Source organism: Nocardia barduliensis (assembly GCF_013315795.1).
Taxonomy (GTDB): Bacteria; Actinomycetota; Actinomycetes; order Mycobacteriales; family Mycobacteriaceae; genus Nocardia; species Nocardia barduliensis.
This window is the reverse complement of record NZ_JABLTE010000015.1, coordinates 1-14,483: the sequence shown is the minus strand read 5'-3', so window position 1 is coordinate 14,483 and position 14,483 is coordinate 1. Positions and strand designations below refer to the sequence as shown.

Here is a 14,483-nt window from a genome sequence, read left to right as displayed (position 1 = left end):
CATGAGCCCGGTTCACGACGAACTCACCTTCGGCGACGCGATCGTCGCCAGCATGCGAGAAGCCGGTTGGCGGCAGGGCAACCCGCACGAGTACCGCCCCGAACTCGGGCTCGATATGGGTGAGCTGCTCGCCTTCATCGGCGCGACGCAGCAGGTGGAGTGGGACGACCTGGTGACGGCTTACGGCGGTGACCAGGATGCCGCACAGCGCAGTCTGGCAAACACTGTTGATGAGCAGATCGGGACGAAGGGCCTGATCGAGGTGTTGCGGTCGGGCGTCAAGGATCGGGGTGTGCGGATTCGGCTGGCGTACTTCAAGCCGAATCTGGTGACGTCCGAGGCGGATCTGGCGGAGTACCGCGCGAACCGGCTGACGGTCGTGCGGGAACTGCGATACGCCACGAAACATGCGGACGCGGGGAATGAGCTGGATTTGGTTCTCATGCTCAACGGCATCCCGGTCGCCACGGCGGAACTGAAGAACCCGCTCACCGGCCAGACCGTGGAGGACGCGAAGCGGCAATACCGCACCGAGCGCGACCCGAGTGAGCTGATCTTCACCCGCCGGGTGATCGCCAATTTCGCGGTCGACCCGCTGCTGGTGTTCGTCACGACTCAGCTGCGCGGCCCCAAAACCCAATTCCTGCCGTTCAACACGGGTTCGGAAGGTCCGGGGCGTTCCGGCGGCGCGGGCAATCCGCCCGCGTCGAGACCGGGCCGGTACGCCACCTCCTACCTGTGGGAGACGATCTGGCATCCGGACAACTGGCTGGACATGCTGGAGCGCTTCGTGCACACCCAGCAGTCGAAGGGCCCTAGCGGGCGCAAGAGCATGTCGATCGTCTTCCCGCGTTTCCATCAATGGGATGTGGTAAAGAAGCTCGCCGCGCACGCAGCCACACACGGGGCCGGCCACAACTACCTGGTGATGGCTTCGGCGGGTTCGGGAAAGTCCAACACCATCGCCTGGCTGGCGCATCGCTTGTCCGACCTGCATACACCCACCGATCCGGCTGCGCTCGACCCCGACGCGGCCGCAGGTGGATTGCAAACGGGTGTCCCGGTTTTCGACAAGATCATCATCATCACTGATAGACGCAACCTGGACGCCCAGCTGCGCGACACCGTGGGCAGCTTCGAAAAGGTCCAGGGACTCATGGTGAACATCGATGAGAAGCGAGGGGCGAAGTCGGAGCAGCTTGCTCGAGCACTGAACGAAGAGTCGGGCAAGATCATCCCGATCACGTTGCAAACCTTCCCCGCGCTGCTGGACTATCTCCGCCGCAACGAGGCCGAACTGCGGCACGGCCGGTTCGCCATCATCATCGATGAGGCGCATTCCTCGCAGTCCGGTGACGCGGCCACCGCCGTGCGCGCGGCCCTGCGCGACCTCGGTCTCGACGCCGATGACGACGAGGCGGGCGCCACCGAACTCACGGTCGCCGATCGGTTGAAGCGCAAGGCCGAGGATCGCAGCAAGGCGCACAACATGTCGTACTTCGCGTTCACCGCGACTCCGAAGGCCAAGACCCTCGAAGCCTTCGGCACCCTGGTCGGCGACAAATACCAGCCGTTCCACACCTACTCGATGCGTCAGGCGATCGAAGAGGGCTTCATCCTCGATCCGCTGCGCAATTACGTCACCTACAAAACCTTTTACAAGCTGGTCAACGAGAATCCCACCGATTACGAGGTGCCGGAGTCGAAGGCGAAGACGCTGCTGGCGCGGTTCGCGTTCACCCACCCGTCCACGGTGGCGCAGCAAGCGCAGGTGGTGGTCGAGCATTTCGTGGTTCACACCCGTCCTCGTCTCCAGGGGCGGGCCAAGGCGATGGTGGTGACCGACTCGCGTAAGAGCGCCGTCGCGATGTGCCGGGCCATCCGCCGCCACCTCGAGGACACGGGGTTCGCCGAGAAGTACCCGGATATCGGCGTGCTGGTGGCCTTTTCCGGAACGCTGGACTACGAGGGCGAGGAGATCACCGAATCCAAGGAGAACGGCAGCTTGCCGGAATCCCAGCTGCCCAAGGCTTTCGCGTACACGCGCGCCGACGATGTCGCGACCCGCTCGGGCGGCAAGGGCCAGCGTGAGTACCGGATCCTGGTGGTCGCCGAGAAGTACCAGACCGGTTTCGACCAGCCGTTGCTGACAACGATGTATGTGAACAAGTCGCTCTCGGGCATCGCCGCGGTACAGACCCTGTCCCGGCTCAATCGGACCGCCGAGGGGAAATCGGTGGAGGACCTCGCCGTCCTGGACTTCTACAACGAGGCCGAGCACATCCAGGAGTCGTTCCGCCCCTACTACGAGGAAGCCGAAGCGCTTCCCACCGACCCCAACCTTCTCTACCGCGCACAGGACCGTGTGCTGGCCCCGCCGATCCTGCTGCAACAGGAGATGCGTGACTTCGCCGACGCCTACACGCGGGCGGAGCAGCGGGCAGGTGGTTCGCAGGCCAAGTGGCAGAAAATGCACGCCGAGTTGTACCGGCACCTCGAGCCCGCCGCCGCCCGGTTCTCCGTACTGCTGCACAGCGACGAAGCCGATGACGTGGAAACCGCCGAAAACTTCCGCGCCGACCTGCGCGACTTCGTCCGCAAATACGGGTTCCTCGCTCAGATCGTGCCGTATCAGGACATCGAGCTGGAGATGTTGCACCTGTACGGGAAACACCTGCTCAACGTTCTGCCCAGGCTGGAGGACGGCGGCGTCGACATCGGCCAGGTCGACCTCAGCCACCTGCGGGTCGAGCGGACCGGCGAGCACGATATCGGTCTCGAACCGGAAGGCGCGGCTGTGTTGCCCTCGTTCGCAGACGGTTCGGCCAGCGCCAAGGACCCGGAGCAGGCGCTATTGTCGGCGTTGATTGCCGAACTCAACGACCGCTTCGGCCTCGAACTGGGGGAGGACGACCTGCTCAAGCCGTATCGCGATGCCCTGGCCGACCCGAACGTGGAGCTGGCCGCCCTCGCCAACCGCAACGAGGAGGATTTCCGCAACCAATTCGTGGAGGTCCTGCGCGACAAGATGATGGACCACATCGACACCATCGTCGAGGTCGGTAACAAGTACTTCAACAAGGCCGATCCATCCTTCCAGGAGACGGTGAATCGCCAGCTCAGCCGCGCTGCCTGGCGGACCATCCGCCGCCAGGCCGGACTCGACAGCGTGGCCTGAGACGGCGTCGTTCGGATACCGTCGCAACTGATAGCGGCATTGAGCAGGGGTGCGGGATGCGGGAGCGGCGGATCGACAACCGATACGAGCTGACCGAGGAGATCAGCTCGGGCGGTATGGGTTCGGTGTGGCGGGGCTACGACACCGTGCTGGACCGGGAAGTCGCTGTCAAGAAGATCCGCCTCGACCAGGTGCAGACGAATGAGCAGGCCGAGGAGTTCACGCAGCGCTTCCGCCAGGAAGCGCGGGTGACCGCACGCATCCGTCACCACGGCGTGCCGCAGGTCTTCGACGCGGTGCTCGACGCCTCGTTCGAGGCGGTGTATCTCGTAATGGAACTCATCGACGGGGTTCCGCTGCGCGACTACATCAATCCCGGCAATCCGCTGCCGCTCACCTGGGTGGCGGCGGTCGCGGCGCAGATCGCCACCGTGCTCTCCCACGCTCACGCGATCCCGGTCGTGCACCGCGACCTCAAGCCGGACAACGTGCTGGTCACTCGCGAGGGCGCGGTGAAGGTGATCGATTTCGGTATCGCCGCGATCCTCGACGGGGGACCGAGGCTGACCAAGACCGGTCAGCAGATCGGCACCTTCCGCTACATGGCTCCCGAACGAGTGCAGGGCGCGCGGATTCAGAACCCGAGCAGCGATCTGTACTCGCTGGGCTGCATGGTCCACGAAATGGTCAGTGGCGCTCCGCTGTTCGATGCGGCTTCGGAATTCGACCTGCAACTCCAACACGTCGACGCCGAACCGCAGCCGCTGCGTGAGATCCGGCCCGAGGTTCCCGCCGACTTCGAGCGACTGGTACTCGACCTGGTGCGGAAGTCGCCTCAGGACCGCCCAGCCGACGCCTGCGCGGTGTACGAACGCCTGCTGCCGTTCCTTCCCGTCCCCGGCACCCCGGTCGCTCCCGCCGAGCTGTACCTTCCTGGTTTTCCCGACCCCACACGAATCTTTCGGCGGCCCAACGCGCCGCTGGAGACTTCACAGATCGAACCCACCCGCCTGCGGCCCAACGCCGCGCCGCCGACCGTTCCGCTCTCGGCGATGCACTTGCGAACCGCGATCGAATCGGCGGAGCGGCGCTACAACGAATTGCTGGAACAGGGCCGATTCGATCAGGCCGCGGCCGCGCTCAACGCTGTCCTGGACAGCGCCGCCGAGGTCAATGGCGCGGACAACCTCGCGGTACTCAGGTTGCGCAGCCTGGTCGCGGCGGCCTGGTCGCTGGGCGGGGAACACGGCAAAGCGAAGCGGGAGTTCGAGGCGCTCGCCGAGGCATACCGCCGTGTCCAAGGCCGCTTCAGCGAGTTCGCGTGGGACAGCCGCGCGAGCGCCGCCCGCTGCCGCATCGCATTGGGCGACACCGACGGTGGCATCGCCGCACTGCGGTCGGTACTGGACGAGGTGGTCTCAGCCAACAGCGACGGCAGTGAAATGGCGTTGACCCTGCGCTTCGACCTCGGTGAAATGCTCGCGAGCATCGGGCAGTTCGCCGAGGCGAGGATGTTACTCGGCGCCCTGCACGAAGATCTCTGCGTCATCAACGGGCCCGCGGACGAATTCACGGTGGAAGTTGCGGCGCTTCTGCGGACGTTGCCGGAGGAGGATCCGAAGTGACCGCTCGCTGGCCGCTGGCAGCGGTCACGGATGCAGGTAGAGGCGCTCGCACGGCAACCGGCTGAGACCGGCTGTAGGGCCAGGGAAGACGGTGATGGGTTCGTGCTCCCGGGCGTGCCATTCCGCGATGAAGCGGAGGGCGGCGGTGCGGCAAGCCGCGTAGTCCAGTCTTGTTCCGTGCCGGAAGATGCTCAAGTGGAGGTCGGGTTCGCCGGGGCGCGGTGTGCTGGGATCGGTCACGGGGCGCAGGCGACAAGGGCGTCGAGCACGGTCTTCAGGCATGGGCGGTAGCCGTCGCGAGCTGGTTCTATCCATCTGCGGTAGGTTCCGTGGTCCGTGGGAGAGGGCAACGCGACGATGCCGAGTGGCGGAATGATCAGCGAGTTCGTGCGGAGCAGGGTGCGCGCGTAGAGCGAATGGTCGTCGGCCTCAGCCGAGTAGCTTGTGAGAAACGTGTACCTACGCGAGCGGTGCCATACGATCGGTCCCGTCCACGACCGGGCGAGTAAGTACTCACGGATGGCGTTTCCGAGTGGTTCGGGCGTGGTGACCGCGCGGACTCGCCCGCCGATGGTGACAGCGATGCGTCCGGATTCATCGATGTGGCAGGGCAAATGGCAAACGGTGCGGTAGTAGTGGCACCGGCCGAGCGCGTCCGCTACGGCGGATGCGGACATAGTGACCCCCTGGATGCTCGTACCTGTGGGTGCGCCCGGTCCGACATGTTGACGGTGTCGGATCAGGTTGCGAAGGGGTTCGCGGCGTCACTTGATCCGGGCGCAGTGATAGCTTGACGCTTCAAACGAATGTCAGCCACGGCACTTAAGAGACATCTATGATGCCTCTATGCGACGCAACGGCTGATCGACGCGCGGAAGGCATCAGGAAAGACTCAGGAGCAGATCGCAGAGTTCGTGGGGGTAGATAGAACGACACTAGGTAAGTGGGAGCGTGGTGAGTCCACGCCGCAACTGACGCAGCGGGAGCGGTATGCCGACGCAATCGGTGTGTCCATGCGCGAGTTGGACGCGATGCTCAACGGTGTCGTCCCACAGGTCGACGAGGTACCAGAGTGGTTGGTGGCCTATCTCGCAATGGAGCAGTCGGCGATCAGGATTCGCACCCACGAGCCTCGGGCTGTGCATGGGCTTTTGCAGACTCCCCGATATCTTGCGAGTATCGGCAGCACCGTGGGAATCGTCGGCATGTCGGAGACGTCTATCCAGCGGATGATCGATCAGCGATTTCATCGACAGAAGCGTGTACGCAATGGTGATTTGACGATTGACGTTGTCCAGCCGGAGTCGGTTCTGCATCTTCGGATGGGCGACGGTTCGGTGATGGCCGAGCAGCTGACTGCGATGGCTGATTTAGCGGACCTGCCGAACGTGACGATCAGGATCACCCCCTTCGACGCAGGGATGTACGAAGCTCTGCGGATGGGGGACTTCACGATCATGGCACACCCGTGGGGAGGTGCCGAGCGCGTGCATTTCGAAAGGCATGGGAGCGGACAGTTCGTTACCGACGTCACCGAAGTTGCCTCCTTTTCCGCTGTGTTCGACCACGCGTGCCGGACAGCGCTGTCCCCGCGAGAATCGCGCCAGTACATATTGCAACTGGCCGAGCGATGGAGTCAGCGCTCGTGCTGAGCGGGGCTGGGATTCAGCGCTAGAGCTTGGAGTAGGGCTGAGAACACTGTTCTGAAGGGAAGTCAGCTCTACCCACCCAGGGACGTGCATCGAGGTCGCTGCGGATCCAAGGGCGGACTGCCCCGCAACACCAACGCAACAGAACCGAAGCACTGGAGTTCACCCGATTCGAGCTCGGCGCTTGGCTGGAGGGATGTAAACGGGCGGGTCCGACGACCGTGCTGTCTGATGCCGTGGGCGGCGTGAGTGCTATACAGCGACCGCTTCGACCTCGTTGCGCCGCACGACCGAACCCGACCGCCACCGATCAACCGTCGGCGCGAACGCTGCCACCGCCGAGTCACCGCGGCGCGGTTGTTGTCTCAGGCGGAGTGGGGTCGACGAGCCGTACCTCCAGAGGGGCAACGTTAGCGTCGAGACGTACGGCAGGGCTGTAGACGCCGTCGGGAGGAAGATACCCGCGGATGTACGCGGCTCGTTGGACCGCACCGTCTTTCGTGAACACGAGAATGCTTCCACGCTCGGTGAAGATGGGTTCCATCTCGACCGGAGCGCCGACGAACGCCTCGACCTTCTCGCGGGTGTCGGCGGTCACGACGTAGACCCGGTCCCAATCGCCGCCGGTGATGTCCCGGAGCAGCGCTGATCCGTGAGTGCGGAAGAGTTCATCCTTCTTCGCCTCTAGTTCGGTGTCCTCGGCAAGGCGCGGACCGCTCGGCGGGGGCTCCGCGAACTCGAGATAGCGCGGGTAGCCGGGCGCTCGAAGCTCGACGGCGGCGGTGTAGATCCCCGAAATCAGTGGCACTTCGACCCATGCCGCCCGCTGGACGCTATCCCCTTTCACGAAGACCAGCACAGAGGCGCCCTGCTTGGAGAAGGTGTCCTCCATCTCCACCGGTGCGCCGACTTCGCGCTCCACCTGCTCTCGACCCACGTATTCCTGCTGGTAGACGTAGACGCGGTCCCACTCTCCCCCGGCGAGATCGCGCAGCGGCGCGGAGCCGCCTTTCCGCCACAGGTCGTTCAACTGTGCGGACAGCGCCTTGTCCTCACTCAAGTGCCGTTCGAACGGGCCGCCGCTCACATACGCCAGCAGTCCGACCACCGCGAACACCGGCGCAGCGACGAGAAGAACGCCCCACAGCACCCTGCGAAGCCACTTTCCCTCAGTAGTAGGTTCCGTTCTTGGGTTCACCGCGCGTCACCTCCGGGTCGTGACCACCTCGTGCCGGGGGCTCTCTGTCGGTAATCCCCGTATCGCCGAATGGCACCTGGTTGCTGTACTTCAGTTGGCCGTCGGGTCCGACGACAACCAATTGACCGTTTTCTACCGCCTTCTTCACAAGCTCCTTCAGTTCGGTGGGCGACGCATTCGGATGCTCGGCTTGGATTCGACGACCGACCTCGTTGTTGTGCAGGTCCATCGCCTCCGCGCTCGCGTGTGAAGTCGGACCGTCGATGCGCTCGTGCGCAGTCGTGTACGCGTTCGCCCAGTCCTGGCCGAATTCTTTTGCAAGCAGGGTGTTCCAGTAGGCGTGCCGGAATGCGTCGGCGTGACCGTCGCCCACGCCGCCCGCACGTGGCTTATCCTCGAAGATCGTCTTGCCCTCTTCCGATGCGGCCTGCTCGATCATGGAGAACGCCAGGACACCGTGCAAGTCGAGTTCGGACAGCATTCTGGCCTCACTGGCGGTCACGCGTCTGGGCTCGAATCCGGCGGCTGCCAAAGCTTTGCCGAGTGCGCTGTCCGGATCGGCAGGGAACATGACCGTCCCGTCCGGATCGGGTGTGACATTGTATTCGGCTTGCAGACGCTCGTGTAGCGTCGCCGGTCCTGCCCCGGCGGGTCTACCCTTGATCTCGGCTACTTCGGCTGGATCGGTCGCGAAGCGGTCCGCTGCCGACTGCGGTGCCAGCAGTCGAATATCTTTGATGACCTGTGTGATCTGCGGAGCCCACGTCTCCATGGAGGATCCGATGTGCTTGGCCTGAGCCTGCAGACTGACGGTGTCATTGGTGGCCCGATCCTTGTCACCGCCGTCGGGCGCATGAACCGTCCAGTCCTGGTCAACCGTAAAGCCCTCGGACATGAGCAGCAGCGCTGTGGACGTCAGAAATGAGACGGCGTAGGACATGTCGTTATGTGCGCCGATCGCCAGTTCACCGAGCCGACCGTGCGCATCGGCGATCCTGCGAACGTCCTGGTACTCCTGATCGGCGCGATCTGTCGCGGCGCGGCTCGCGGCGCCCGACCACTCCAGTGCCTGGATCTGCCGGCGCATCGCGTCGGCCGTGGCGTTGAGCCCTTTCTCGACGTTCTCTGCCCGTTCGCCCAGCGCCCTCAGGGCCGACACGTCCAACGATCGAGACTCCGTATCAGCAGAGATGCTGATGAGGTCGGCGAGCTTCGGAATCCACATCGGTAGGTTCTCGTTTCAGTTCAACTCGCCCATGGCGTGCAACTGGTTGGCCAGATCGACGTCCACGCCGTGGAACGTTGTCGCAGTGAGATACAGCAGATGGGCCATCCATCGGTACCGTTTCTCCATCACGATCTTGGCCTGCTCGCTCGCGCCATCGGCGTCGCCGAGCGCGGTGGCGATCGGTGAATCCCGCAACGACTTGATGCAGTCCGCAGCATCCAGGCGTGGCGTCTTTACCGGATCCTTGACGTCGTCGGCGATGAATTCCAATACGCGCGCTGCATCTGTCAGCGTCACGGGGTCGATCTGCACTCCAGCCACCCCCACATCAACGGTCCGGGAGCGTACAGCGTACATAGCGGCGTGATCAGGCTGCCAGGCGTGGGGTATGAGGTCGCTGCGCGTGGGCTTCTTCAGGCGAGCAGCCGGTCGAGATTCCGAAGCGTGCGGTGAACCCTACGCCCTCGAAATCGTTGTGGGCGTGCCGGTCAACAGGTCATTGCCGCAGCGCTTGCGCGGCATCATGCTCCATTCTGCGTGCAGGCTACCGGGATGTGTGTGACCATGTCTTGCTCCAGACCTGCGTCACCAGGGGGAATAGTGAGGCAACACCGGAAAGAAATGCTGGTGAGAACTATTCGCGAATTGGTCGCGAATCGCCGTATCTCGACCGAGGAGCTGCTCGCTCAGCTCGACGTCCGGGGGTTCCGGCGGCTGGAACCAACGGATCTGTTCATGCTTTGTCATGAGCACCGCATCGCGGAGTTCGACAAAACCACGGAGCACTGGTACGACCCAGGGCGTCCGGAAACGATGGCGGCCAGCGGGACCGCGGATCGGGCGCACGACGCGGTCGCGGACAAGATGGCCAAGACCAGCGCGGCGTTTCGCCATGAGCTTCACGTGCTGCGTGAGCGTCTCGTACGGGCCTTTGAGGCGCCCGTGACCGCTGCCAGCCCAGTCGCACCCGGCTGGAAAGACATGGCCACAGCCGCACGCTCGGCGCTGATCCGGGAGAAGAGCGCGGTCGTCAGCAAGACGGGATGGCAGAACATCGAGCTGATCGACGGAGAGATTCTGGAGGAGACTCCAACCCGGCGGATCGTGCGGTACGAGATCCAGGGTAGCGATAACGTGCGTGAGGGAACCGTAGCGTCTCTCCTGCCACCGACTGGCGCGGCAACCGACCACAGGGGCGGCGTGGATGTCGAAGTGCTTACCCAGTACGGGTCGGAAATCACGGTGGACATGCGCGCGAACGAGCCGTTCTGGAAACAGGCTCGTCTCAAATGTGATCTGTCGTATCTCGTAACCGAGCAGATCGGAAAATTCTCCGAGCTAATCCAGGGGCCGACGCAAGGATTCGATTCCGCCGCCGCCCTGCAACCCGTTTCGACTGCCGGCGTGCTCGAACGGGTGCCGCCGATCGAGCCATATCCCGTGGCGGGACTGAACGAACGACAACGCCTGGCGGTCGCGCACGGACTGTGTTCTCGCCTCACTTGGCTGTGGGGACCGCCGGGCACCGGTAAGACGACGACGCTGGCCGTCCTGCTCGCCGAACTTCTCGATGCGGGCAAGACAGTGCTGCTTGCTGCCCCGACCAACGCGGCCATCGATGTCGCGTTGAGCGCTCTCCTCAGACGCCGACCGCAGTTCTCGACCGGCGAGGTGGTACGAATCGGGCCGACCGTCGACGACTTTCTGACGGACCGTCGTCCCGCCGTCCTCCTAGACGAGATCGCCGCCGATCAGGGAGCCGAACCGGCACGCAGGCTGGTGGAGATCCGGCGCGAACTGGCCGAGCTACGTGCTCGCCACCGCGCCATCCCCGCACGCGAGGCGAACCGCGCCCAGGAACGTGTCGCGTTGGTTCGTAAGATCGCCGATCTAGGAGGATTCGCCAAGGGACTCGTCGCGCTGCTCGGCGAAGTACGCGATCAGGTGATCCAGGAAGCGCAGCTGATCGCGTGCACGGCGCACCAGGTGGTGTTGAAAGAACCGGTGCGAGACAAGGACTTCGACGTGGTCGTCATCGACGAGGCGAGCATGATGACCGCGGCTATGACGATGCTCGTCGCGGGTACCGGTGTCGGGCACACGATCGTGGCGGGCGACTTTCGGCAGCTTCCACCGATAGTGCAGTCCAACGACCCCGAAGCTCGTGAATGGCTGAGTCAGAGTGCATTCGAGAAGTCTGGGGTAGCGAAGGCCGTGGGCTCGGCCCGTCCGCCCGCGAACCTTGTCGCACTCGACACCCAGCATCGGATGCGGCCGGAGATCGGCGATGCTATTGGACGGTCCTTCTACACTGAGGTGGGACTTCGGACGGCGGCGTCGGTTCGCAGCCGACCGGCTCGCACGATCCCACAGGGCGAACCGGAGATGATCCTGATCGACACCGCGGAGCTGCGGGCTCCGCTCGCTCGACGCGAAGGTATGTCGTCTCGATACAACGTGATGCACGCCCAACTGGCTGCCAACGTCCTCGCGGGCCTATTGAGGGCTGCCGCCGCACCAGGAAGCATAGGCCTTATCAGCCCGTTCGCGCCGCAGGCGAAGCTGATGCAAGCCCTTGCGCCCGAAAATGATCCGCGAGTTCTCGCGTCCACCGTGCACCGATTTCAAGGCGGTGAGACCGATGTGGTGCTGTACGACGCCGTGGAAAGTAGCGGCAGCGGACTCGACCTTCACGACTGGTTCAAGAGAACATCCGCGGGTAGTGAAGGTGCCCGCCTGCTCAACGTCGCCATGAGCAGGGCGCGGGAGCAGGCGATCATGCTCGCCGACATGGGCCGTATCCACCGCAGCCGGGCGGCGTTGCGGACGCCGGTGCGGGAGTTCCTGCAGAACCTGAGTCAGGAGGCGCGGCAATGGACTTGGCGTGAGGTAGCGCATGGGTCAGGGCCCACACGCATCGAACACAGCCTGGCACTCCTCTGTGACGATATCGCGCACGCGGCAGATAGCGTCCAGATCTTCTCGGCCACGGTGGACGGACCGGTAACCCCGTCGATACTCGATGTGCTCACGAACCTTCCCGACAGAGTGAAGATCGAGTTCTGGTTCGGCCCCTCGAGTATCGGCTCCCTGGTCGAGCGTGCGCTACGCGACCACCACACCACACTCCATCCACTGCAGCAGTGCCGTGAGTCGTTCGTGGTCACCGATTCCGTGCTCTGGTCGGCGCAGGCCCCGATCCTCGGTCGGGATCCTGGCGTGCTGCTGCGCAGCGAACACCCCGACCTCGCCCAAGCGGTACGACGCCAATCGTTGCGCCGCCACATCAACGGCGTACCGGGCACGGGCGACGACCCCGAGCGGTGCGCCTGCGGGACACTCCGGATGCGCGCTGAGATCAATGGCGGGCCGAGGGCAGGAATACGCAGTGTGTGCCCACGGTGTGGCGAGTGAACGTCGCTCACCTCAGCCGTTCGTTCGTGTGAGTCCCAACGAATCTACCCCTACACTTGGACGGTGAGAATCGAAACGCGTTGGCCCGCAGCAAAGTTCAGATATCGATTCCTATGCTCGTTCCGTGAACCCACCGCCTAGATCGGTTGCCGAGAGCTGGGCCGATTCCCGGAATTTCGATGCAGCAGTTCTTTTCGCGGAGGCCCGAACAGTGGCGCTGCCGCCTGGCCAGCCTGTGCTGAGCGGTTGGTACCTGCTTCGATTCCACGATGACAGCTTCTATGTCGGCGAATCTGTGAACCTCCGGGGCCGAATGGTTGGGCACCGCGCGAAGTGGGGCGACGAGATCGCCACGGTGCGGTTTCGGCCGGAGATAGCGTCGAAACAGAAACTCAAGCGGCGTGAGCGGACCTTCACCCATGAGTTGGAGGCGCTCGGCGTACCGCTACGGAATGTGATCAATGCGAGAGCCACCGCTGGGCGCGACGCCCTCGAGGAATTGCTGCCCGTCGGTGAGCAGGATCGGTGGCTGGCCGACCCGCTGGTCTACAACGCCGCCGATGCGACACCGCTGAAGTCGATGCCGGCGCAGGAGGTCCGATACGCGGCAAACGCGCGTCGGTACCAAGCGAGGCCGGGGGCTGATGAGGTCACCGCGCTGCTTCGCGCCTTTTTGGACTCTTCGGTTCCCGTGCCGCGCGCGACTGAGTTTCAGTATTGGTCGGTCAGCACCGGAACCTACGGCGGCCAGCGCCGTTTCTGTGTGAGTGTCGGTGCGATGGAGGTATTCGTCGTCTCCGATGGTCTGTCGGGCTTTCTCAATGTCCGCCGCAGCCTGCTGGTACCCACCGCCGAGGCCGAACGCAAATTTCTGCGTCGGCATCCTCAGGTGCGGTTGTCGTATGGCGAGTATGCCGACGCGGGCAGTGACGACATCTCGGTGCAGTGCTCGACTCTGGACAGTCTCCGGCGCCTTGTCGATGACCCACACGTCACCACCGCCGCGGCCCGATTAGTTCTCGACATCATGCGTAAGCACTTCTGCATCTATACCCGCTACCACTGTCCGCAACTGGTGCAAGCGGTGTACCCCGATCACCCGCGCCCCGGGTTGCCGCGTAACTCGGCGACGAAAAGCGCCGAGGCCGTACCATAGCCGCCCGTTTCTCGGGACAGCGGCGATTCCTTCGACGACGGCGGTATGGTGTTGCTCCGGTATATCGTTGCTACTATTGGTAGTATGAAGGGCATGGGTGGTAGTAAGAAGTACTCGATCAGCCTCCCCGAGGAGCTCGCTGAGCAGGCCCGAGCCCATGTCGGTCCCGGCGGCTTCTCCGCCTATGTCGCCGAGGCGTTGGAGCAGCGTGTCGCGATGGACAAATTGGGGGAGTTGGTGGCCGACTTCGAGAAGGACGACGAGCCGTTGACTCGTGCGGAGATCGATCAGGCGCGGGCGGAGTTGGGCTTTGAGCGGCGGCGTCGGGGTTCGCGCGGATCGGCCGCCTGATGCCGGATGTGCTGTTCCTCGACAGCGAGGGGCTGTCCATGCTGTACCGGAAGGATCGCCGCATGCTTGCATGGGTGCAGGCGGCCAAAGAGGATGGCGTGCGAGTAGCCACCACGGCTATGACGACGGTGGAAGCCGATTACAGCAAAGTACATGCCGCCCGGATCGCATGGACACTGTCACAGATCGATGTTCACGCCGTAACGCGAGAGTTGGCCGCGCAGGCCGCTGCGCTGTTGCGCGAGCATGGCCTTGGTGGGCACAAATACGCGATCGACGCCGTTCTGGCTGCGTCGGCCCGCTCGGTTCGTGGGCTGGCGACGGTGGTGACGTCGGACCCCGAGGACATGGCGTTGCTGTGCGGTCCGAAGATCGAGATCGTCAAGGTGTGAGCTCGTTCGATGCGTGAGCAGCGATCGGGAGAGCCAACGACCTGTGCCTCAGCGCTGACACCTTGTTCGACGTCCTAGAACTCAAACCCGCAGTACGAAACCGGGCCGAATCGCTCGAGAATTGAGCGATCCGGCCCGGCGTCATAGCAGGGAACTAACTTGTCGGTTCGAACGACTCCGCGATGATCTCCGCCTGTTCCACCGCGTGCACCTTGCTCGACCCCGAGGACGGGGCCGACATCGCGCGGCGGGAGATGCGGCGCAGCTTCGTGTTGGCGAAGCGGGCGGGGAG

The 14,483-nt window shown here is 64.0% G+C and carries 12 protein-coding genes; 7 read left to right on the top strand and 5 right to left on the bottom strand.

Annotation, left to right across the window (positions count from 1 at the left end; translation table 11 throughout):
- The first annotated feature begins 1 nt into the window (after position 1).
- Positions 2 to 3,178 carry a type I restriction endonuclease subunit R gene (locus HOV91_RS09185; protein ID WP_174185017.1) on the top strand — a complete coding sequence of 1,059 codons (3,177 nt, stop codon included), beginning with the start codon at positions 2 to 4 and terminating at the stop codon, positions 3,176 to 3,178.
- Positions 3,179 to 3,234: 56 nt separating this feature from the next.
- Positions 3,235 to 4,803 (top strand): serine/threonine-protein kinase, encoded by a 1,569-nt coding sequence (locus HOV91_RS09180; RefSeq protein WP_174185016.1) that lies wholly within the window; start codon positions 3,235 to 3,237, stop codon positions 4,801 to 4,803.
- Positions 4,804 to 4,827: 24 nt separating this feature from the next.
- Here HOV91_RS09180 and HOV91_RS09175 read toward each other — a convergent pair whose 3' ends face one another.
- Together HOV91_RS09175 and HOV91_RS09170 are read right to left on the bottom strand one after the other, a co-directional pair.
- Complete coding sequence (locus HOV91_RS09175; protein ID WP_174185015.1) at positions 4,828 to 5,043, bottom strand: hypothetical protein; 216 nt, start codon at positions 5,041 to 5,043, stop codon at positions 4,828 to 4,830.
- Positions 5,040 to 5,480 (bottom strand): DNA-directed RNA polymerase subunit beta, encoded by a 441-nt coding sequence (locus tag HOV91_RS09170; RefSeq protein WP_174185014.1) that lies wholly within the window; start codon positions 5,478 to 5,480, stop codon positions 5,040 to 5,042. The genes HOV91_RS09175 and HOV91_RS09170 overlap by 4 nt, the downstream gene beginning before the upstream one ends.
- A gap of 183 nt (positions 5,481 to 5,663) precedes the next feature.
- Between HOV91_RS09170 and HOV91_RS09165 the strand changes: the two genes are divergently transcribed.
- Positions 5,664 to 6,455: a helix-turn-helix domain-containing protein gene (locus HOV91_RS09165; protein ID WP_174185075.1), complete on the top strand. Its 792-nt coding sequence runs from the start codon at positions 5,664 to 5,666 to the stop codon at positions 6,453 to 6,455.
- Positions 6,456 to 6,795: 340 nt separating this feature from the next.
- Here HOV91_RS09165 and HOV91_RS09160 read toward each other — a convergent pair whose 3' ends face one another.
- Genes HOV91_RS09160 through HOV91_RS09150 form a run of 3 tightly spaced genes read right to left on the bottom strand, consistent with a single transcriptional unit; the run spans position 6,796 to position 9,190 of the window.
- On the bottom strand, positions 6,796 to 7,650 hold the full coding sequence (locus HOV91_RS09160; protein ID WP_174185013.1) for a hypothetical protein: 855 nt from the start codon (positions 7,648 to 7,650) through the stop codon (positions 6,796 to 6,798).
- On the bottom strand, positions 7,622 to 8,875 hold the full coding sequence (locus HOV91_RS09155; protein ID WP_174185012.1) for a DUF6973 domain-containing protein: 1,254 nt from the start codon (positions 8,873 to 8,875) through the stop codon (positions 7,622 to 7,624). The genes HOV91_RS09160 and HOV91_RS09155 overlap by 29 nt, the downstream gene beginning before the upstream one ends.
- Before the next feature lie 15 nt (positions 8,876 to 8,890).
- Positions 8,891 to 9,190 carry a hypothetical protein gene (locus tag HOV91_RS09150; protein ID WP_174185011.1) on the bottom strand — a complete coding sequence of 100 codons (300 nt, stop codon included), beginning with the start codon at positions 9,188 to 9,190 and terminating at the stop codon, positions 8,891 to 8,893.
- 315 nt (positions 9,191 to 9,505) lie between these two features.
- Between HOV91_RS09150 and HOV91_RS09145 the strand changes: the two genes are divergently transcribed.
- From HOV91_RS09145 to HOV91_RS09130, 4 genes are all read left to right on the top strand, one after another.
- Positions 9,506 to 12,292 (top strand): DEAD/DEAH box helicase, encoded by a 2,787-nt coding sequence (locus HOV91_RS09145; protein ID WP_174185010.1) that lies wholly within the window; start codon positions 9,506 to 9,508, stop codon positions 12,290 to 12,292.
- Positions 12,293 to 12,416: 124 nt separating this feature from the next.
- On the top strand, positions 12,417 to 13,448 hold the full coding sequence (locus HOV91_RS09140) for a GIY-YIG nuclease family protein (protein ID WP_174185009.1): 1,032 nt from the start codon (positions 12,417 to 12,419) through the stop codon (positions 13,446 to 13,448).
- Positions 13,449 to 13,541: 93 nt separating this feature from the next.
- Entirely contained in the window at positions 13,542 to 13,799 is a 258-nt protein-coding gene (locus tag HOV91_RS09135; RefSeq protein ID WP_174185008.1) for a hypothetical protein, read from the top strand.
- Complete coding sequence (locus HOV91_RS09130) at positions 13,799 to 14,191, top strand: DNA-binding protein (protein WP_174185007.1); 393 nt, start codon at positions 13,799 to 13,801, stop codon at positions 14,189 to 14,191. Before HOV91_RS09135 ends, HOV91_RS09130 begins: the two co-directional genes overlap by 1 nt.
- Positions 14,192 to 14,483 lie beyond the last annotated feature (292 nt).